Origin of the sequence: Halomonas sp. ND22Bw, from assembly GCF_003011945.1 — a bacterium.
Lineage (GTDB): Bacteria > Pseudomonadota > Gammaproteobacteria > Pseudomonadales > Halomonadaceae > Halomonas > Halomonas halophila.
Map to the genome: position 1 here is coordinate 1 of NZ_PXWD01000834.1, position 273 is coordinate 273.

A 273-nucleotide genomic window follows, 5' to 3' on the forward strand; every position below is an offset into this window, starting at 1 on the left:
CGTCCATCGCCTGTTGCGTGCTGAGAAGGCCCGAACGGGCGGCGATGACCTGGCCGTAGTATTGGGTCTGGCCCTCATAGACCCACAGCAGGCTGTTCTGCAGGGGCGAGTTGAAGTTGGGCACATACTGGTCGGCGGGGCGGCGCCATTTGCCGTCCCATGAGTGGTTCATCTCGTGGCTGAGCAGGTCGCGGTCGGACAGGTGGCTCTCCCAGCCGGTGAAGAAGGCGGGATCGACCGAGTTTTCCGAACTGCGGTGATGCTCCAGACCGA

At 63.4% G+C, this 273-nt stretch carries 1 pseudogene; it reads right to left on the reverse strand.

What is annotated here, in order from left to right:
* Window positions 1–273 (reverse strand): annotated as a pseudogene (locus CVH10_RS20475) (hypothetical protein); the annotation flags it as partial.